We start from the raw sequence: 21,353 nt of genomic DNA, 5'->3' as shown, positions 1-21,353 counted from the left end.
TCTGTAATATGGAGGAATCCTCATGAAAATAATAAAAATGTCCGTAGATACCTTCTGGAAGGGCGAAGTACGGGTACAGGGACAGATTGAGGATGAGACAAATGTATATCAGACAAGAATTTTTATCAAGGGTAGTCAGATCTATGACTACTCTTGTTCTTGTGCGGAGGGAAATTCATTCCGGGGACCCTGCGTGCATGCAAAAGCGCTTCAGGAGGCGTTTGCCCGCCAGCAGAAAGCCGAGCATACACTGCCGGTTTCGACTTCGCCGGAGATCCGGATGATGATCCGGGAGTACACGAACCGGGAAGTAGCGCGGATTCTGGGCGAGGAAGAGCGGGAACCGGTCTATCTGCATCCCTATTTACAGATCCGGCGCGGCGAAGTGCTTTTGGAGGCACGGATCGGACGGGAAAAACGGTATATTGTGAAAAACCTGCTGGAATTTGCACAGGCGGTTCACAGCGGAAAACGGGTGGAATACGGAAAAGGCATGGCGTTTGAACACGTCCCGTCTGCCTTTGCGCCGGAAAGCCGCCCATTTTTAGATCTTCTGCTGGAGGAGGCGGACGCCTACATACGCCATTATGAGGAGATGCGCGGTCATGCGGGGCTGCCGCTTCCGGTGATGCGGGCGTTAACGCTGGGATCTGCAGCGAGGGATCGGCTGTTTGATCTTTTAGAGGGAAAAGAAGTCCAGACGGAGGACGAGAAAGGTGCTGAACGTGTGTGCCGGGTTGAGCGCAAGGATCCGCGTTTCCCGGTGGAGGTGGAAGCAAGGGGCGATGGAATTGCGGTTACGGTTCCATCGGCTCTAACTTCGTTCCGGGGAGAACAGCGTCTGTATGTGGCAGATGGATTGCATCTGTTTGGATGCAGTGAACTGTATACAGAAACGATGGGCGTTTTCCTGGAGCAGATGGAACAGGGCGGAAGAGAGTGTGGAAGCCGGAAAGAGAAGCGGGAGCTGCTGGTTGGAAGCCGGGATATTCCGCTCTTTTATGCACGGGTGCTGGAAGGCATGGAGGCACTTGGGATCTTGCAGAGTCCGGAGATCGATTGGGAGAAATACCGCCCAGAGGCGTTGAAAGCCCGGTTTGAGTTTGACAGTGATTCGCCGGACGAGCTGCGTCTGCGTCCGACGCTTTCCTACGGAGATTTTACGTTTTCGCCGCTGGCGGACGAGCATGTTCCGCGGGAGATCTGCCGGGATGTACCGGCGGAATTTTATATCAGCCGCCTGATCACGCGGTACTTCTCTTACTGGGAGGATGAGAGCGGCGAGCTGGTGATCCGCGGGGATGAAGAAGCGCTGTACCAGGTTCTGAGCGAGGGAATGCCGCAGTTTCAGGAGGTGGGAGAGGTATGGCTGTCAGAGTCTGTCCGCCATCTGCGCGTCCTGCCCCCGCCGGAAGTGTCGATGGGGGTTTCTCTTGGAGGCGGTTGGCTGGATCTGAAGATTGAGACGGCGGGAATCGACCCGGCGGAGCTTTTGCAGGTACTCAGTGAATACCGCCAAAAAAAGAAATATTACCGCATGAAAAATGGCGAATTTTTGCAGCTTTCGGGCGGCGGCCTGCAGGCGCTTGACAGCCTGACTGCGGATCTGGGACTGACAAAGAGTGAATTTCAGGCGGGAGAGGCGAAGATACCTGCCTACCGTGCTTTTTATCTGGACAGTCTCTCGGGCGACGGCAGGATGAAACTGTTTCAGCGGGATGAAGCCTACGGGATGATGGTGCGCGATCTAAAAACGGCGCAGAGTGTCAGCTATGCGGTTCCGGCGGTGCTGGAAAAGACGCTGAGGGAATACCAGAAGATCGGATATACGTGGATGCGGACGCTGGCGCGGTATCATTTCGGCGGGATCCTGGCAGATGATATGGGACTGGGAAAAACGCTGCAGGTGATTGCGCTTCTGACGGCATTTTATCAGGAAAAAACCGAGCAGAAAGCGGCTGGAAATGAAGGCAGTGGGTCAGAATTACCTCTTCCGTCTTTGATCGTCTGCCCGGCGTCGCTCGTCTACAACTGGGGACAGGAATTTGCCCGGTTTTCGCCGGAGATCCGCGTGCTTCTGATTGCCGGGACGGCGAAAGAACGGCAGGAACAGCTGGAGGAGCAGATGCGGATGGAGGCGTCTGAGGGGGCGCAGGTGATCATCACGTCCTATGATCTGTTGAAACGGGATCGGGCAGCGTATCTGGGACGCACGTTTGAATATGAGATTATTGACGAGGCGCAGGTCATTAAAAATGCAAAGACACAGGGAGCGAAGGCGGTAAAGGAGATTTCGGCGAATGTCCGTTTCGCCCTGACGGGAACGCCGGTGGAAAACCGGCTCAGCGAGCTTTGGAGCATTTTTGATTTCCTGATGCCGGGATTTTTATACAGTTACCGGAAGTTTCGTGAGCGGTATGAGCTGCCAATCGTGAAAAATCAGGATCCGGAAGCATTGACGGCATTGCGGCGGATGACGGGACCGTTTGTCCTGCGCCGCTTGAAAAAGGATGTGCTGCGGGAGCTTCCGGGCAAGGAAGAGAGGATCGTTTATTCGGCGGCGTCGGGGCGGCAGCAGAAGCTTTATACGGCGTCGGCGTTGAAACTGAAAGAGGCGCTGGCTGGCGGCGCGTGGTCGGGTAATGGAAAATTGGAAGTGCTTTCCCAGCTCATGCGGCTGCGCCAGATCTGCTGCGATCCGGCACTCTGTTTTGAAGATTATACGGGGGAATCGGCGAAGCTGGAGACCTGTGTTTCGCTGATCGCATCGGCGTCTGCGGCGGGACATAAGATCCTGCTCTTTTCCCAGTTTGCCTCGATGCTGGAGCGGATTCGGGAACGCCTTTTACAGGAGGGCATTTCGTCCCATCTTCTGGTCGGCGCGACCCCGAAGGAAGAACGCAGCCGGATGGTGCAGGCGTTTGCCTCGGATGAGGTTCCGGTGTTCCTTATTTCCCTGAAAGCCGGGGGAACGGGACTCAACCTGACGGCGGCGGATATCGTGATTCATTACGATCCGTGGTGGAATGTGGCAGCGCAGAACCAGGCGACCGACCGCGCGTACCGGATCGGGCAGGAAAAGCCGGTCACGGTATACAAACTGATCTTAAAGGATACGATAGAAGAAAATCTTTTGAAGCTGCAGAATGCGAAACTTGCGCTGGCGGCGCAGGTGGTTTCAGAGGGAATGGTTTCACTGGGCGATTTGAGCCAGAATGAACTGATGGAGCTGTTTGAACAGAATCCATAAAAAAATTTGCAGAAATAACGGGCAGGAGGAAAAAGCGTGAAGCAATGGAAACGATACAAATCATATATACTGCCATATAAGAGCGCCTTTATTCTGGGACCGCTCATGATGGTAACGGAGGTGCTGGGTGAGATTCTGCTGCCCAAATTTATGTCGATGATTATTAACCATGGCGTGGCGCAGAAAGACGGCGGATACATTCTCAAAATGGGACTTGTGATGGCGATTACCTCCTTTTTGATGGCGGCAGGCGGCATTCTGGGGGCATATTTTGCAGCGAAGGCGTCGATTTCCTTTACCAGCGATCTGCGCCGCGACTTATTTGCCAGAGTGCAGCAGTTTTCATTTAAAAATATCGATACGTTCAGCACGGGATCACTGGTAACCCGTCTGACGAACGATATCCAGCAGGTACAGAACCTGATTATGATGGGACTTCGGATGATGCTGCGCGCGCCGGGCATGTTCCTGGGGGCGCTTGTGATGGCGTTCTGGATGAATGCGGAACTGGCAGCTGTCATCCTGGTGGTGATTCCGCTTCTGACGGCGGCGATCGTCTGGATCCTACGGACTGCCTACCCGCGGTTTACGGCCATGCAGAAAGCGCTGGATACGCTCAATAGCGGCATCCAGGAGGTGCTGACGAACGTGCGGGTGGTGAAATCCTTTGTGCGGGAAGACTACGAGGAAAAGCGGTTTTCCGACACGAACCGGGAGCTCAAGGAGGCAGGGCTGCGGGCGCTGAAGATCGTAATTGCGACGATGCCGGTCATGATGTTCGCGATGAATGTGACGACACTGGCAGTTGTCTGGTTCGGCGGAAACCTGATTATCGGCGGACGAATGGCGGTCGGGGATCTGACGGCATTTACGACCTACATTGTACAGATTCTGATGTCACTTATGATGCTCTCAATGGTATTTTTGCAGAGTTCCCGCGCGATGGCGTCCATCCGGCGAATCGATGAGGTGCTGGATGAGCCGATTGATCTGAGCGATGAAAATGCATCACAGAAGGATCGGAAGGTTGAGAAAGGACGCGTGGAATTTAAGGATGTTTCCTTTTCCTACCGCGAAGGCGGTGAGCCGGTTCTATCTCACATCAGCCTGACGGCAGAGCCGGGAGAGACGATCGGCATCCTCGGTGCGACCGGAAGCGGAAAAACGTCGCTGGTACAGCTGATTCCCCGCCTCTATGATGTGACAGAGGGGAGTGTGCGGGTGGATGGTATCGATGTGCGGGAGTATTCCCTGAAAAATCTCCGGGACGGCGTTGGCATGGTTTTACAGAAAAACGTCCTGTTTTCCGGCACGATCGAGGAAAACCTGCGCTGGGGTGATGAGACGGCGACGGAGGAAGAAGTGCGGCGGGCAGCAGTGTATGCGCAGGCAGATTCCTTTGTGAATTCGTTTGCCGAAGGCTACAAAACGGAGATGGGACAGGGCGGCGTCAATGTATCCGGCGGTCAGAAACAACGGCTGTGCATCGCAAGGGCACTCTTAAAGAAGCCGAAGATCCTGATTCTCGACGACAGCACCAGTGCGGTCGATACGGCAACGGAGGCGGCGATCCGGACGGCATTCCGGGAAGATTTGAAAGATACGACGAAATTTATTATCGCACAGCGGCTGAGTTCGCTGGAATACGCGGATCGGATTCTCGTCCTTGAGGACGGCAGGATTATCGGAGAGGGAACGCAGGAGAAGCTGCTGGCATCCTGTGAGGCGTACCGGGAGATCTATGAGACGCAATATGGAAAACGGGCAGACGGGGAGGGGATGGCATGATGGATGAAAAACAGATTGAAAGCCTGAAACGCCGATATGGCAGCCGCATAGCCGACGCGCCGAAACGCCGCCGGGGACCGGAACGGATGGCGGTCATGAAGGGCGGAAAGCCCAAGGCGGGCGGTCAGACGATGCTGCGCCTGCTTTCATACTTAAAACGCGACCGGATGGCGATGACAGTCGCCTTTTTCTGTGTGATCCTGGGGACGGTGACGAATCTGGCGGGCGCCTATATGCTGCGCCCGATCATCAACCGGTATATTGTGCCTTTAGATGGCAGCCGGGGCGATGTGGTGGGGCTGTTCCGTTCCCTGTGCGTGATGGGAGCGGTTTATTTAGTTAGCGTTGCCGCTGCCTATATGCAGTCGCGCATCATGCTGCAGGTGGCGCAGAACGCGCTGCAGCGGCTGCGGGAAGAGCTGTTTAACCATATGCAGACGCTTCCGCTCCGGTTTTATGATACCGGCAGCAACGGCGATCTGATGAGCCGTTTTACAAACGATGTGGATACGATCGGCATGATGCTCAGCAGTACACTGGTGCAGCTTTTATCCGGCGCACTCAGTATTGTGGGAACGCTGGTGCTGATGATTTACACGAACGTGTGGCTGACGGTGATTACGCTTGCCATGATGCCGGTGATGCTGCGTGCCGGTAAATTTGTTGCCGGACGGAGCCAGAAATATTTCTCTGCCCAGCAGGCGGCGCTTGGCGCGATGAACGGCTATATTGAGGAGACCGTGCAGGGGCAGAAGGTCGTCAAGGTATTCTGCCATGAGGAGATCGCAGAGGAAGAATTTGGATGGCTCAATGCGGATCTGAAAGAAAAACAGATCCGGGCACAGTTTTTCGGCGGTGTGATGGGACCGGTCATGAACAATTTAAGCCAGTTAAATTATGGACTGACAGCCTGCATTGGCGGTTTGCTCTGTGTGTTCCGGAACTTTGATGTCGGTGGACTGACCGTATTTTTAGGTTTTTCGCGGCAATTTTCCAGACCGATCAACGAGCTTTCCATGCAGGTTGGAAACGTATTTTCGGCGCTGGCAGGCGCGGAGCGCGTGTTTGCAGTGCTGGATGCGGAACCGGAGGCGGCAGATGCGCCGGATGCGGTTTCGATCGCGCCGATCCGCGGTGAGGTGGTGCTTGACCATGTGACTTTCGGCTATGAGCCGGGGCAGGTGATTTTGAAGGATATTTCGCTCTATGCGAAGCCGGGACAGAAGATCGCCTTTGTCGGCTCGACGGGAGCCGGAAAAACGACGATCACGAATCTGATCAACCGTTTTTATGATATACAGGGCGGCTCGATCACGGTGGACGGCGTCGATGTCCGCCGGATGCACCGGAAGGAGCTGCGGGAAAATATCGCGATGGTTCTGCAGGATACGCATCTTTTTACCGGCACGGTACGGGAAAATATTCGATACGGGCGGCTGGATGCCACGGATGAAGAAGTTGTTGAGGCGGCAAAAACGGCATCGGCGCATTCCTTTATCATGCGTCTGCCGGATGGGTATGACACGATGCTGGAGGGTGACGGTGCAAACTTAAGCCAGGGACAGCGCCAGCTATTAAACATTGCGCGGGCAGCAGTTTCTAAAGCACCGATCCTGATTCTGGATGAGGCGACGAGTTCGGTCGATACGCGGACGGAGAAGCACATCGAGCACGGCATGGACCGGCTGATGGCGGACCGGACGACCTTTGTCATCGCCCACCGGCTTTCGACAGTCCGCAACGCCAATGCGATCATGGTGCTGGAGCACGGGCAGATCATTGAGCGCGGCGACCATGAAGATCTGCTGGCGCAGAAAGGGCGGTATTTTGAGCTGTATACCGGAATGAAGGAGCTGGAATAAGGCTTTCGTTGAGAATTAAATGAGAATTTGTTTCCTGTACGCGTGAACTCACCTATATTGAAAAACGGATGGATCTAGTGTATAATGGGAACACTTGAAATTTTTAAGTAAAATCGGATCGCGTAAGCTGGAAAATAGAGCCGGATCCGTGGCAAATTTTGTACCGTTAGGAGGAATATCTATGAGTATCCGAGTTGGAATTTTAGGATATGGAAATCTGGGACGCGGCGTGGAGTGTGCGATCCGCCAGAATCCGGATATGGAACTGAAAGCAGTATTTACACGGCGTGCGCCGGAAACGGTCAAGATCCTGACCGAGGGCGTACCGGTTTATCATGTAAATGAGGCAGAGGCGAAGAAAGACGAGATCGACGTTTTGATTCTCTGCGGCGGTTCGGCTACGGATCTGCCGGTTCAGACCCCGAAATATGCACAGTGGTTTAACGTAGTGGACAGCTTCGATACCCATGCAAAGATTCCAGAGCATTTCGCAGCAGTCGATGAGTCCGCACAGAAATCCGGAAAGGTTGGCATCATCTCCGTTGGCTGGGATCCGGGTATGTTCTCCCTGAACCGTCTCTATGCAGCTGCATGCCTGCCGGAGGGCGAAAATTATACATTCTGGGGCAAGGGCGTCAGCCAGGGACATTCCGATGCGATCCGCCGGATCGAGGGCGTCAAGGATGCCAGACAGTACACAATCCCAGTTGAAAGTGCACTGGAGGCAGTCAGAAGCGGCAGCAGCCCAGAGCTGACCACCCGCGAAAAACACACCAGAGAGTGCTTTGTTGTGGCAGAAGAGGGAGCGGATCAGGCAAAGATCGAGAATGAGATCAAGACCATGCCGAACTACTTTTCTGATTATGACACAACGGTTCATTTCATCACCGAAGAAGAACTGAAACGCGATCACAACCGTCTCCCGCACGGTGGTTTCGTACTCCGCAGCGGTAAGACCGGCTGGAACAAAGAGAACCACCATATCATCGAGTACAGCTTAAAGCTGGATTCCAACCCGGAATTTACTTCCTCCATCATCGTGGCATACGCACGCGCGGCATACAAGATGAACCAGGAAGGCCAGAAGGGCTGCAAGACCGTCTTTGATGTGGCACCGGCGTATCTGTCGGCAGAGAGTGGGGCAGATCTGCGGAAGAAGTATCTGTAAAAATTTATTAAATAAAAATAGAAAGCGTCTGGAATGCAGCAGATCTGCATGACAAGATGGATTCTGTGACGCACGGCGTATGCAAAGACGGCGTTAACTGGAAACCGGCGAAGCTGGTCAACGATTTAAAGAGAAGATACAAAAAGAATCAAGCGGTAGCTGGAGGAGCTGAATGTCCTTCGGCTACCTGTTTTTGTAATAAAATTGTAATAATTTCAAATTTTCCTTTCAACTTGTATTGTCGCTTAAAATGAAGTAAAATGTAAGACAGATTTGCATGATTTGTACCTGCGCAGCACTGGCAAAATCCGTTAAAGTCCGCGCAATGAGTGAACGTAACTTTACGTTTGCGGGAGCTGGCGGGTAGGAGAAAAGCGAAAATACATACAGGAAGGACAATATACGATGAATATATGGAAAAAATCCGTGCGTTCCCTCTGCCTGGGAATGGCACTTATGATGTCTGTGTCATGGACGGCATTTGCTGCGACAGATGGGGCGACCGGTCCGGGACAGGCGGCAGGAGGCTCGGTCTCCGGCGCAGTTCCTTCGGGAGCAACGGTTACTTCACAGAATGCAGCTCAGCCGACGGTGGCAGCGCAGGGCGCAGTGCTCTATGATGCGACGCACAACCAGTTCCTGTTTTCCAAGAATGCGGATACGCAGTATTATCCAGCCAGCATCACGAAGCTGATGACGGCGCTTCTGGTAGCGGAAAACTGTAATCTGAGTGATACGGTAACCTTTTCCCAGACGGCAGTTTCGAATCTGGAATCGGGCGCGGTGACGCTGCAGGTCAAGGCGGGCGATACCTTTACGGTTAAGGACTGTCTCTATGGTCTGCTTTTAAAATCGGCAAATGAGGTGGCAAACGGACTGGCGGAGCATGTGTCCGGCAGTGTCAGCGCGTTTGCGGATAAGATGAATGAGAAGGCAGCGTCTTTAGGATGCACACATACGCATTTTGCAAACCCGAACGGTCTGAACAATGCGAACCATTTTACAACCGCACATGATATGGCGCTGATTGCAAATGCTGCATTCAATAATGCGACGGTGCGTCAGGTTGCATCGACCCTGCATTACGATTTCCCGGCGACTGCCAGCGTGCCGACGGTGCGGACGCTTACGATGGGACATAAGATGCTCAATCCGGCAAATTCCCAGTACTATGAGGGAATCATAGGCGGAAAGACCGGTTATACCTCCCTGGCAGGCAACACGCTGGTAACGTGTGCAGAGCGAAATGGCGTGCGCCTGATTGCAGTTATTTTAAAGAGTTCGCAGACCCATTATGACGATACGAAGAAGCTGCTGGACTATGGTTTTGCAGTGGCGGGAAGCGCATCCGGCACACCGGCTGGCACGAACACCTCGGTATCGGATGCGGCGAACAACAGTACGTCAAATTCCAGCAAGCCGTCCGGCAATACGACCAGCAAAAATACCTCTTCTTCCGGCAGCCAGGGTGGACCGGGTAGCTCTGGAGCTGGCAATGCAGCTGCTCAGGGCGACGGTGCGTGGCAGCAGTTTGGAAATGAATGGAAATACCTGAAAGCAAACGGAACCTACGCGGCAAATGAGAGTCTCCTGATCAAGGGGGAGACATACTATTTCCATGCAGATGCGTGGATGGCGCGTGACTGGCAGATGGTAAACGGCTCCTGGCATTATTATACCGAAAGCGGGGCTATGGCGAAGAGCCGCTGGATTCAGACGAATGGATACTGGTATTATGTGAGTGCTGACGGAGCATTGTTTGTCAATGGAACGACACCGGACGGATATAGAGTCGATGCGAATGGTGTCTGGATTCAGAAATAAAGAAGAGCATAAAACGGAGCCGACCGGCAGAAAAGACCGGGGCGGCTCCGTTTTTCACAGCTCTGCGGCCGCAAAAAGACCGGCGGAACAGCTGGCAGATGGGGGTGATGTTATTATAGTGTGATCAATTCATACTCCCGGCTTCCCAGACCGATCTTCTCCGCGTGTGCCAGGCAGCTTTTCCACTCAGATTCTGGTGTGGAATTTGTGAAATGGTCATGGTGATCGTGGAAATCCGGATCAGCAAGATGTTTTGCAAGCTGGCTGCCCGGCATCGGAGCAGCGGCCAGACAGGCGTCCACACAGGCCTGATCGAGTGCCAGCGGATCGAAAGAAGCAAACATACCAAGATTTGGAAGGATCGGTACGTCATTTTCACCGTGGCAGTCGCAGTTCGGGGAGACGTCAACGACCAGGGAAATATGGAAGTTTGGACGTCCATCCACAACGGCTTTTGTGTATTCCGCCATACGGCAGTTTAACAGCTCGTTGGCTGCGTTGTTGTCAAATTCGATCGCGTCAAAGTTGCAGGCGCCGAGACACCGTCCGCAGCCGACGCAGTGCTCAGCATCCACGTGCATTTTTCTGGAGGCTTCATCGAAAACGAGACCGCCGTTGGCACATTCCTTCTGACAGCGGCGGCAGCCCCGGCAGAGCTTTTCCTTGACGTGTGGTTTTCCACTGCTGTGCTGATCGGTCTTACCGGCGCGAGAACCGCAGCCCATGCCGATATTTTTGATCGTACCGCCGAAGCCGGTCATCTCATGTCCCTTGAAATGGGTCAGGCTGATAAAGACATCGGCGTCCATGACGGCGCGGCCGATCTTAGCTTCTTTGATGTATTCGCCTCCGGCCACCGGAACAGCGATGTCATCGGTGCCTTTTAATCCATCACCGATGATGATTGGACATCCAACAGTCAACGGGGTAAATCCGTTTTCCCAGGCGCATTCCAGGTGCTCGAGCGCATTCTTGCGGCTGCCTGGATACATCGTATTGCAGTCTGTTAAAAATGGTTTGCCGCCCAGCTCTTTGATGACATCAACAACGGCTTTGGCATAATTCGGACGCAGATAACTGATATTTCCAAGTTCACCAAAGTGCATCTTGATAGCGACAAATTTACCATCCATATCGATGGAACCGATCCCGGCTTTACGGATCAGTTTTTTTAATTTGGTAGGGAGACCGTCGCCAAATGCAATGGTGTGGAAATCTGTAAAATATACCTTTGCTTTTTCGGTTTTTGACATATGAATACCTCCTGATAGATGGCTTTTTTTGATTTTTTCTCAGTCGAGAAGACGCCCACCTCTTTAGGTGGCGAGTAATAGTAAAGTGATAAAAATATCAATTCTATTATACCGGAATCGGGTGGATGTGTCAAAAATTTACTTTTCTTTTTAATGTAGTTCCTATATAATAGGAAAATACGGAAAAAGCAGATTTCAGCTGCAGGAGGATTCTGGCAAGATACCTGTATCTGGAAACCTGCTTTTGAAAATACGAGGGGACTTGTCTGCATAGAAGGGACAGTGACCCGGGCAGGAGATGACAGTATGAGAAATGCACCGGTTATCTATATCGTGGTGCCTTGCTACAACGAAGAGGAAGTTCTGCCATTGACGGCAGAATTTTTAGGTAAAAAATTAGATGATTTAACCCGCAGCCGCCGGATTCATCCGGGAAGCCGGGTGCTGATGGTAGACGACGGTTCGAAGGATAGAACATGGAAGCTGATCGAGGAACTCCATGAGAAGGACGATCGGTTTGCAGGTGTGAAGCTGAGCCGCAACCGCGGTCATCAGAACGCGCTTTTAGCCGGGCTTTTTGAGGCGGCGAGACGGCGGTGTGACGCGGCGATCTCGATGGATGCCGATCTGCAGGATGATGTGGACGCATGCGACGCGATGATCGAGCGGTATATGGCTGGCTGTGACATCGTGTACGGTGTGCGCCGCCACAGGGCGACGGATACATTTTTTAAGCGTACAACTGCGCTGGGATTTTATAAGATTATGAATGCGCTGGGAGCGAACACCGTGTATAATCATGCGGATTACCGCCTGATGAGCCGGAGGGCACTGGAAGGGCTGGCGGAATTTTCGGAGGTCAATCTGTTTCTGCGCGGGATTGTCCCGATGATCGGCTATCCGTCCGATGTGGTATATTATGACCGTAAAGAGCGGGCAGCAGGGGAGAGCAAATATCCGCTGAAAAAGATGCTGGCTTTTGCGATCGAGGGCATCACTTCGCTGAGCACAAAGCCGATCCGGATGATTACGTTCATGGGAATTGCGGCATTTTTTGTCAGTATTGGATTCCTTATCTGGGCGGTGGTTGATTTCTTCCGGGGCAATACGATCACCGGCTGGGCGAGCATGATGGTATCGCTCTGGTTTATCGGCGGACTGCTTCTTCTCTCGGTCGGAATCGTCGGAGAGTATGTCGGAAAGATTTATCTGGAGTCGAAGCACCGCCCGCGCTATATCATTGAGAGCCGCACGCCGGATCGCATCCGCGAGCGTGAGAAAGGGCGCAGCCGGAAACAGGAGATGCCAGGAGAAAATTTGCGCCGCAGCCGTGCAGAAGCACGGGAACTCCAGATATCAAAAAGAAGAGAAGCTGTGCAAAAACCGGAGCAGGAGTGAAATAGCTCTTAAAAATTCAGGAAACACTTGACAAACCCGGAAAATGGGTGTATCTTCATAAACAAATAATTCCTATCAGGAATAAGGGAATATAAGCTGAAAGGGGACAGGTCCGATGCGTCAGAGTAAAGCCATGCAGATGAATATGATGATGAACGGCATGTGTATGATGTGCTGTCATATTTGTGTGCATGAAAGACGGAACGGGCTGGTCGGATAGACCTGTAAGTATAGCATAGGAAGCCGCGATCCGTACTGGATTTGCGGCTTTTTTGTGTCATAGGAAATTCCTTGAAATTCCTTATGACACAAAAAGGCACTAACTGCTTCCTGTGACAGAAAAACAGTAGTGGCATCTTTTATGCGACAGGGTATCAATGCTGTATATTCGGAAAAAGAGAGGGGAAAAGACAATGGAGCAGAGAAAGGAAGCGATCATCTGCCTGGAAGGACTGGGAAAGCAATTCCAGACAACGAACGGAACGGTGACCGCGTTAGATGATATTAACCTGGAAATCCTGCAGGGTGAGATTTTTGGAATTATCGGTCTGTCGGGTGCGGGAAAGAGTACGCTGGTCCGGTGTATCAATTATCTGGAGACACCGACGGCGGGACGGGTTATTTTTGAGGGACAGAACCTGTCGATGATGAAGGAGTCGGAGATTCGGAAAGCCAGACAGTCGATGGGGATGATTTTCCAGCAGTTCAATCTTCTGGCACAGAGAAATGTACTCCAGAATGTGTGCTTTCCGATGGAGATTGCCGGTGTCCCGAAAGCAGAGGCGAAGAAACGGGCGGCTGAGCTTTTAAAATTAGTCGGTCTGGAAGAACGGATGAAGGCATATCCGGCACAGCTCTCCGGCGGACAGAAGCAGCGTGTGGCGATTGCACGTGCGATGTCCACGAACCCGAAGGTGCTGCTTTGCGATGAGGCGACGAGTGCGCTCGACCCGAACACGACAAAATCGATTTTGGAGCTTCTCAAGAAGATTAATCGCGAACGCGGCATTACTGTGATCGTGATTACCCATGAGATGGCGGTTATTGAGTCTATCTGCGACCGTGTGGCGATCATCGACCACAGCCACATTGCAGAGTCTGGCAAGGTATCAGAGATTTTCTCCGGTCCAAAGTCGGAGATTGGGCGTCAGCTGATTCTCGGTGAGACGGCAGGGCAGAAGACAAGCTTTGCCAGAGCGCGCCAGATCCGCGTTATTTTCAATGGACAGGAATCTTCGGAGCCAATTATTTCTAATATGGTATTAGCCTGCAAGGTTCCGGTCAATATCCTTCTCGCGGATACCCACGATATTGGGGGCAAGGCGATGGGACAGATGCTTCTGCAGCTCCCAGAGGATGAGGTAGATGCAGGGCGTATCTGCAATTATTTAAAAACGGTCGGTGTGACCTATGAGGAGGTGCGCTAAGATGGTATTTGATGCGAAGACAGTCAGTATGCTGGTAAAAGAGACCTGGAGAACCTTATATATGGTAGGTCTTTCTTCCCTGATTTCTTATTTGATCGGCATCCCGCTCGGCGTGGCGCTGGTTGTAACCGATAAAGACGGCATCCGTCCGGTGCCGCTGTTCAACAAAGTGGCGGGCGTGATTGTCAACCTGCTCCGTTCGGTGCCGTTTATCATCCTGTTAGCGATGGTAATGCCGCTGACCCGCGCGATCGTGGGAAAGACGATCGGAGCAAATGCGGCAGTTGTACCGCTGGTAATCGCGGCGTTCCCGTACATCAGCCGTATGGTAGAGGCATCATTAAAGGAAATTGATGCAGGCGTGATTGAAGCAGCAAAATCAATGGGCGCTTCAACCTGGCAGATTATTTTCAAGGTGCTGCTTCCGGAGTCCAAGCCGTCCCTGTTAGTCGGCGCGGCGATTTCGATCACGACGATCCTCGGATATTCCGCGATGGCAGGCTGCGTCGGTGCCGGTGGTCTGGGCGATGTGGCGATCCGATATGGATACCACCGTTATCAGGCAGATATGATGCTGGTTACCGTTGTGATTCTGGTTATTATCGCACAGCTGATTCAGGAGATCTTTACGCGGAGTTCGAGAAGAAGTGATAAGAGAATCCGTTAATAAGATATTTACAGAAATGAAATGCAGCCTATCGTCTGTGGCAGATGCAGGACATTTCTGAAATATAAATTTAAAGGAACTGTTTAAACACACAAAGAGGAGGAAATCACTATGAAAAAATCATTCTTAGGAACCACATTCCTGGCACTGCTGGCAGCTGCATCCTTAGCAGGCTGCTCTTCCAGCTCGAATGAGACAACTGCTGAGACCGCTGCAGAGGCAGCAGAGGAGACTACCGCAGAGGCTAAAGAGGCAGACGGCGATCTGGAGAAGCTGGTAGTAGGCGCAAGCCCGGCACCGCATGCTGAGATCCTGGAAGCTGCAAGAGACCTTCTGGCAGACAAGGGCTACGATCTGAAGATCGTAGAGTATACTGATTATGTACAGCCGAACAACGCACTGGAGTCCGGCGATCTGGATGCAAACTACTTCCAGCACAAACCATATCTGGATACCTTCAATGAGGAGAATGGCACTCACCTGGTAAGTGCAGGTGCAATCCATTATGAGCCATTCGGCATCTACGCAGGCAAGAGCGATTCTTTAGATGAGCTGGCTGACGGCGCAGAGGTTCTGGTGCCAAACGATGTAACCAACGAGGCAAGAGCACTTCTGCTTCTTCAGGATCAGGGTCTTCTGACACTGAAAGAGGATGCAGGTCTGACCGCAACTATCAATGATATTACGGAGAACCCGAAGAACCTGGATATCGTAGAACTTGAGGCAGCACAGCTTCCGCGTTCCTTACAGGATGCTGATATTGCAGTTATCAACGGCAACTACGCAATCGAGGCTGGTTTAAAGGTAACCGATGCTCTGGCAGTAGAGGCTTCTGACTCTCTGGCAGCCCAGACATACGGAAATGTTGTAGCAGTCCGTGAGGGTGACGAGGAGAGCAACAAGACAAAAGCTCTGATGGAAGTCCTGACAAGCGATGATATCAAAGAATTTATCGAGACGAAGTACGATGGAGCGGTTGTTCCGCTGTTTTAATTGACGGCAGGGACCTGATTACAGCAACGAAATTGGGAAGAGGCGGATGCTTTGCGGTGAAAACCGCAGGCGGAGGTCTCTTCTTTCAATTTATGGGAATGTGCGTCAGATGAAAAATGTTTTGCGTGAATTTTTTTAAATCATGTGATAGAATAAGAAAAAGATAAAGGTGACAGGCGGGTGATAAGAATGGAAATTCATATACAGAACAGGAAAAAGGGCTTTACGCTGGCGGAGCTTTTGGTAGTCGTTGCGATAGTTTCCATTTTAACTGCAATTTCTATTCCTATTTTTACCAGGCAGCTGGAGACCAGCCGGGAGGCCACGGATCTTGCCAATGTCCGTTCTGCATATGCAGAGGTTATGGCAGCGGTCATGATTGAGGATACAGAGAATGAAGTGAAGGTTGTAAAGCTGAAGCAGAAAAAAGAAAAATGGCAGTCGCATGACCCGGTGACGATAGGTGGAGTGATGCATTATAATGATCAGGGTGATACGGCCAACTGGATTGGTTATCCGGTTCCGGGTGGGGAGTGTGAAGTTTCCTATCGGCCGGATTCGGGAGTGCTTTTTAACTGGAAAAGCGGAAAGGGTACAGGCGGTTCGGAACAGAAATACGCGTTTAATATCAATTGCGATGTACATGCGCCCTTGAATGACAGCGGCATATTGGAAATGCTGGGTGATAACAACAATTTTGAAATTGATTCCAACTGTACAAAATCCAATATGCTTCCCAAGATACAGGCGAAGATTGAGGAGGACAGCCTGTTAAAAAAGGGAACCTGGGCCTATCTGGGAGATGCAAAGGATAAGTCGAAGCGATATTTATTTTGGACATCTGTAGATATATCCTCAGATTCGGTTGGTGCAGGAAAGAAGATACCGGTTATTATCAGTACAGCAGATGGAAGGTTTTATATTTCAGAAACAACTACCGCTATGCGAGTGAATAAAGCTGGTAATTATATAGCAATCGCCGGTCATCTGACTCCAACACAGTATAAGGAATATCTTTCGAAGGATAAAAAGTATGAGAATCTGCAGGAGGCATATGATGCATACGCAAAGCTGGTGACAGATGGGACGTATCCACAGTATAAGGATACGCTGCCGAAGTAGGGGCTGTGCGGCTGTTACAGCGGGGCGTCTTTAAAGTGGGAGAAGCCAGGGCATATGTTACTGTTCACGCATACGTGCCCAGTAACGGGCATATATCATTTACCAACCTGTGCCGAAAACCTTGACATTTTCCTAAAAAACCTCTATGATAACAAGGAACTGAAAAATGAAAGGCAGTGAAGAAGAGGAGTACACATAGAAGCCCTGACAGAGAGAACCGCGCAGGTTGAGAGACGGTTCCGGGAAACGGATGTGGAAGGTAGCTTCGGAGCCGGATTTCTGAAAAACTGCGTTCTGCTATGACTTAGGAATGGTGTGAAAGAGAGTGGTGGATAAGAGATCCCGGGAGTTCCCGTTATAGAATCAAGAGGATTGGGATAAAATCTGGATGTGTGCAAAGAAAACACCGGCAGATGGAAATCCTGATTGAATTAAGGTGGTACCGCGTATATGACGCCCTTTGCAGATGATATGTCTGCAAGGGGCTTTTTCATTTCATAGGAAATTACGTCCTATGAAATGAAAAACGCTCCGCGAGGATGCGCGCTCGCGCGAAGCAGAAACATGTCGCAAGCGACCGCGCTCGGCGCGAGAATGTGCCAAGGCACATTCTTTTTCATAGGAAACGCGCTCCAGAAAGGACAAAACAGATGAAAAAACAAGGTCCGCTGACAAGCTGTGACACGTGCGGCAATTATGTCTATGACGATGATTATGGGTATTATCTGTGCGAGGCAGATCTGGATGAGGACGAGATGGCGGCATTTTTAAGCAGCCAGCGTTTTGTCTGCCCGTACTACCAGACGGATGATGAGTATAAGATTGTCCGGAAACAGATGTAAGAAACTGCATCGGAAATTACACGAAATGAAGGTAAACAAGATGCGGTTCATGATAGAATGCAGGGATAAACAGCATTTGATGAGTTAAAACGCAAAAGGAGAATCGATCAATGAAAGAACTGGAAAAGACATATAATCCGGCGGATATTGAAGATCGCCTGTATCAGAAATGGCTGGACAGCAAATATTTCCACGCCGATGCAGAGCGCGGACGCAGAAACGGTAAGAAGCCGTTCACGATTGTGATGCCGCCGCCAAACATTACCGGACAGCTTCATATGGGACATGCGCTGGATAACACCATGCAGGATATCCTGATCCGTTACAAGAGAATGCAGGGCTATGAGGCACTGTGGCAGCCGGGTACCGACCATGCGGCGATCGCAACGGAGGTTAAGGTTATCAACAAGCTGAAAGAGCAGGGCATTGACAAGCATGATCTGGGTCGTGAGGGCTTCCTGGAGAAAGCATGGGAGTGGAAAGAAGAGTACGGCAGCCGCATCGTAAAACAGCTTCACAAGCTGGGTTCCTCCGCTGACTGGGACCGCGAGCGTTTCACGATGGACGAGGGCTGTTCCGAGGCGGTTCTGGAAGTATTTACCAGACTGTATGAAAAAGGTTATATTTACAAGGGATCCCGTATCATCAACTGGTGCCCGGTCTGCCAGACTTCCATTTCGGATGCCGAGGTAGAGCATGAGGAGCAGGACGGCTTTTTCTGGCACATCAATTACCCGATCGTCGGCGAAGAGGGACGTTTCGTCGAGATCGCAACCACCCGTCCGGAGACGCTGTTAGGCGATACTGCGGTAGCTGTCAACCCGGAGGATGAGCGCTACAAGGATATCGTAGGCAAGATGTTAAAACTGCCGCTGACCGACCGAGAGATTCCGGTCATCGCGGATGAGTATGTAGATAAAGAGTTCGGTACCGGCTGCGTAAAGATCACACCGGCACATGACCCGAACGACTTTGAGGTAGGAAAACGCCACAACCTGGAAGAGATCTGCATCATGAATGACGATGCAACCATCAGCGTACCGGGCAAATATCAGGGCATGGACCGCTACGAGGCGAGAAAAGCCATGGTAGAGGATCTGAAGGAAATGGGACTTTTAGTCAAAGTCGTTCCGCATTCCCACAACGTAGGTACCCACGACCGCTGCGGCACAACCGTAGAACCGATGGTAAAACCGCAGTGGTTTGTCAAGATGGAAGAGATGGCGAAACCGGCGGTAGAGGCACTTAAATCCGGCAGACTTAAATTCGTTCCGGAGAGCTTTGGAAAGACCTATCTGCACTGGCTTGAGGGCATCCGTGACTGGTGTATTTCCCGTCAGCTCTGGTGGGGACACCGGATTCCGGCATATTATTGTGATGACTGCGGCGAGATGACCGTTGCCAAGAACGCACCGGCGGTATGCCCGAAATGCGGCGGCACCCATCTGCATCAGGATGAGGACACGCTGGATACCTGGTTCTCTTCCGCCCTGTGGCCGTTCTCCACGCTCGGCTGGCCGAAGGACACACCGGAATATGAATATTTCTATCCGACCGACGTGCTGGTAACCGGATACGATATCATTTTCTTCTGGGTTATCCGTATGGTATTCTCCGGTCTGGAGCAGACTGGCAAAGAGCCGTTCCACACCGTCCTGATCCACGGTCTGGTACGTGATTCTCAGGGACGTAAGATGAGTAAATCCCTTGGAAATGGTATCGATCCGCTGGAGGTTATCGACAAGTACGGCGCCGATGCACTCCGTATGACCCTGATGACCGGTAACGCACCGGGCAACGATATGCGTTTCTACTGGGAGCGTGTAGAAGCAAGTCGCAACTTTGCAAACAAGGTGTGGAATGCATCCCGTTTCATCATGATGAACATTGAGAAAGCGCCGGTAACGGATGTAAAACTTTCTGACCTGCAGATGGCTGACCGCTGGATCCTCTCCAAGGTCAACACGCTGGCAAAAGATGTCACCGAGAACATGGATAAGTACGAGCTGGGAATCGCCCTCCAGAAGGTTTATGATTTCATCTGGGAGGAATTCTGTGACTGGTACATTGAGATGGTAAAACCGAGACTCTGGTCCGAGGAGGATACCACCAAGGCAGCTGCACTCTGGACCCTGAAAACGGTTCTGATCCAGTCCTTGAAACTGCTGCATCCATATATGCCGTTTATTACCGAGGAAATCTTCTGCAACCTGCAGGATGAGGAACCGTCCATCATGATTTCTTCCTGGCCGGTCTACAAGGATGAGTGGAACTTTGCAGAGGAAGAGAAGGCAGTTGAGACGATCAAGGATGCAGTCCGCGCGATCCGCGGTGTCCGCACATCCATGAACGTACCGCCGAGCAAGAAGGCAAAAGTATACGTTGTATCTGAAGATCCGGAAGTTCTGTCCATCTTCGAGCACAGCCGCGTCTTCTTTGCAACTCTTGGCTATGCGAGCGATGTTATTCTTCAGAAGGACAAGAGCGGAATCGCAGACGATGCTGTATCGGCTGTGACTGCAAAGGCAACCATCTATATGCCGTTTGCAGAGTTAGTTGATCTGGACAAAGAGATCGAACGCCTCAGCAAGGAAGAAGAGAAGCTGAAAAAAGAGCTTGCCCGTTCCGAGGGTATGTTAAGCAATGAAAAGTTCGTCAGCCGCGCACCGGAGGCAAAGATTGCCGAAGAGCGCGAGAAGCTGGAGAAATACCGCCAGATGATGGCACAGGTACAGGAGCGCCTGGCACAGCTGCGGAAATAGTTGAATATGAAGTAAAAGGCAGGATCGAGAGATCCGCCTGATGCGTGAAATAAGCCGATGTGTATGGGGAAAACTATATGCATTGGCTTATTTGCAAAGAAAGAACCGAAATTATTCTGTTTTTTATCTCAGTCGAGAAGACTCCCACCTCTTCAGGTGGTGAGTAATAGCAAATTTATCTCAGTGGGAGTCCATTCTCCGACTGAGATAAACGCTCCGCGAGGATGCGCAGTGATTCTGTAAAGAATATGTCAGCTTCGCTGACCAGAATCACGCGCCAAGTCTCACGGACGTTCGACTTGAATTATATGGGCGAATGCCTTTGAAGAGAGAAAGGAGATTATTTTTTTATCTTCGAACGAGGATAATTGGATGATACGAGATATTATGGAGATAAGAACAGCGACAATAGCAGATCTGGCTCAGATTGCAGCCGTGGAAGCAGAATGCTTTCCGGCAGCGGAAGCCGCAACGAAAGAGGAGTTTGAGGAGAGAATTAAGTATTATGGAAATCATTTCTGGCTCATGTTTGAAGGCGAAAAGCTGATTGCGTTTGTGGACGGCTTCGTCACAGACAAGCCGGATCTGACGGATGAGATGTACGAACGGGCAGAAATGCACGATGAAAACGGCGCATGGCAGATGATTTTTGGTGTCAATACGATCCCGGCATACCGGAAACATGGCTATGCGGGACAGTTGCTCCAGTGCGCCATCGAGGATGCCAGAAAACAGGGGAGGAAGGGACTTGTGTTGACGTGCAAGGAAAAATTGATAGCCTATTATGTCAAGTTTGGATTTGTGAATGAGGGGATCTCGGAATCGGTGCATGGAAACGTGATCTGGTATCAGATGCGGTATAAGTTTTAAATTTAAGAAGAAATACGTGATTGCCCGCAAATACTAATAATACTTATTATAGGAATCGAAATGGCGTTTTTAATAGAAGTGTGATAAGATACAAGTATCAGAATTAAAAATGAGACGCCATTTCGAT

At 51.3% G+C, this 21,353-nt stretch carries 14 protein-coding genes and 1 other annotated feature; of the genes, 13 read left to right on the top strand and 1 reads right to left on the bottom strand.

The window, feature by feature from the left end; all coding sequences use genetic code 11:
* Positions 1-22: 22 nt before the first annotated feature.
* From DW739_RS02815 to DW739_RS02795, 5 genes are all read left to right on the top strand, one after another.
* The gene (locus tag DW739_RS02815) at positions 23-3,250 is read left to right on the top strand and encodes an SNF2 helicase associated domain-containing protein (protein WP_118742581.1); all 3,228 of its coding nucleotides are present in this window, start codon (positions 23-25) and stop codon (positions 3,248-3,250) included.
* A gap of 105 nt (positions 3,251-3,355) precedes the next feature.
* Positions 3,356-5,038, top strand: coding sequence for an ABC transporter ATP-binding protein (locus tag DW739_RS02810; protein WP_118742711.1), 1,683 nt, complete (start codon positions 3,356-3,358; stop codon positions 5,036-5,038).
* Positions 5,035-6,900, top strand: a complete 1,866-nt coding sequence (locus DW739_RS02805; protein WP_118468696.1) for an ABC transporter ATP-binding protein — start codon at positions 5,035-5,037, stop codon at positions 6,898-6,900. The genes DW739_RS02810 and DW739_RS02805 overlap by 4 nt, the downstream gene beginning before the upstream one ends.
* 181 nt (positions 6,901-7,081) lie before the next feature.
* Complete coding sequence (locus DW739_RS02800; protein ID WP_118482125.1) at positions 7,082-8,068, top strand: diaminopimelate dehydrogenase; 987 nt, start codon at positions 7,082-7,084, stop codon at positions 8,066-8,068.
* Positions 8,069-8,473: 405 nt separating this feature from the next.
* Positions 8,474-9,892, top strand: coding sequence for a D-alanyl-D-alanine carboxypeptidase family protein (locus DW739_RS02795; protein ID WP_118482124.1), 1,419 nt, complete (start codon positions 8,474-8,476; stop codon positions 9,890-9,892).
* Positions 9,893-10,005: 113 nt separating this feature from the next.
* Here the strand turns inward: DW739_RS02795 and DW739_RS02790 are convergent, their stop codons facing one another.
* The gene (locus DW739_RS02790) at positions 10,006-11,145 is read right to left on the bottom strand and encodes a DUF362 domain-containing protein (protein WP_118482123.1); all 1,140 of its coding nucleotides are present in this window, start codon (positions 11,143-11,145) and stop codon (positions 10,006-10,008) included.
* A gap of 306 nt (positions 11,146-11,451) precedes the next feature.
* On the opposite strand from DW739_RS02790, the gene DW739_RS02785 reads away from it, so the two are divergent.
* The 8 genes from DW739_RS02785 (at position 11,452) to DW739_RS02745 (ending at position 21,226) form a co-directional block, all read left to right on the top strand.
* On the top strand, positions 11,452-12,543 hold the full coding sequence (locus DW739_RS02785; RefSeq protein ID WP_118742580.1) for a glycosyltransferase family 2 protein: 1,092 nt from the start codon (positions 11,452-11,454) through the stop codon (positions 12,541-12,543).
* Positions 12,544-12,956: 413 nt separating this feature from the next.
* Positions 12,957-13,970: an ATP-binding cassette domain-containing protein gene (locus DW739_RS02780; RefSeq protein ID WP_118742579.1), complete on the top strand. Its 1,014-nt coding sequence runs from the start codon at positions 12,957-12,959 to the stop codon at positions 13,968-13,970.
* A 1-nt stretch (position 13,971) separates the two neighbouring features.
* Positions 13,972-14,637: a methionine ABC transporter permease gene (locus DW739_RS02775; RefSeq protein ID WP_022358729.1), complete on the top strand. Its 666-nt coding sequence runs from the start codon at positions 13,972-13,974 to the stop codon at positions 14,635-14,637.
* Between the two features lie 111 nt (positions 14,638-14,748).
* A complete protein-coding gene (locus DW739_RS02765; protein ID WP_106999986.1) occupies positions 14,749-15,630 on the top strand; it encodes a MetQ/NlpA family ABC transporter substrate-binding protein in 882 nt (293 codons plus the stop codon).
* Between the two features lie 189 nt (positions 15,631-15,819).
* Positions 15,820-16,752, top strand: a complete 933-nt coding sequence (locus DW739_RS02760) for a type II secretion system protein (RefSeq protein WP_233430154.1) — start codon at positions 15,820-15,822, stop codon at positions 16,750-16,752.
* Positions 16,753-16,919: 167 nt separating this feature from the next.
* Positions 16,920-17,216, top strand: a binding site (T-box leader).
* A gap of 186 nt (positions 17,217-17,402) precedes the next feature.
* Positions 17,403-17,594 carry a DUF6472 family protein gene (locus DW739_RS02755; protein WP_107000412.1) on the top strand — a complete coding sequence of 64 codons (192 nt, stop codon included), beginning with the start codon at positions 17,403-17,405 and terminating at the stop codon, positions 17,592-17,594.
* Between the two features lie 110 nt (positions 17,595-17,704).
* Positions 17,705-20,356 (top strand): valine--tRNA ligase, encoded by a 2,652-nt coding sequence (locus DW739_RS02750; RefSeq protein ID WP_106999985.1) that lies wholly within the window; start codon positions 17,705-17,707, stop codon positions 20,354-20,356.
* A 387-nt stretch (positions 20,357-20,743) separates the two neighbouring features.
* Complete coding sequence (locus DW739_RS02745) at positions 20,744-21,226, top strand: GNAT family N-acetyltransferase (protein ID WP_118742710.1); 483 nt, start codon at positions 20,744-20,746, stop codon at positions 21,224-21,226.
* Positions 21,227-21,353: the final 127 nt, after the last annotated feature.

This window comes from Clostridium sp. AM28-20LB (assembly GCF_003480665.1).
Classification (GTDB): Bacteria; Bacillota; Clostridia; order Lachnospirales; family Lachnospiraceae; genus Otoolea; species Otoolea fessa.
Note: the sequence above shows the minus strand (reverse complement) of the source record. Positions and strands in the feature narration are given on the sequence as shown.